Annotated in this window: 1 protein-coding gene; it reads right to left on the minus strand. The window is 67.7% G+C overall.

Annotated features, from left to right (window positions below; all coding sequences use genetic code 11):
• Nucleotides 1-226: condensation domain-containing protein (locus GYA94_RS23985; protein WP_161893231.1), on the minus strand; the 226-nt coding region annotated here is incomplete at both ends.

Raw genomic sequence — 226 nt, forward strand, 5'->3', positions numbered from 1 at the left:
CCCAGATAGTTGAAGGTGATACGCGGCACCGGCAACGCGGCAAGGCCGGCCTGCACCGCCGCATCGCCCAGGTGGCGGAGCATGCCGTAGCCGATGCCCTTGGCGGGGACGGCGCGCAGTTGCTCCTTGACCGCCTTGATCGAGCCTGCCAGGTCCTGCGCAGGCGTGAGGGCCAGCGGGAACAAGGTAGTGAACCAGCCGACGGTGCGAGTCAGGTCGATGTCGT

Origin of the sequence: Pseudomonas juntendi, from assembly GCF_009932375.1 — a bacterium.
GTDB lineage: Bacteria > Pseudomonadota > Gammaproteobacteria > Pseudomonadales > Pseudomonadaceae > Aquipseudomonas > Aquipseudomonas juntendi.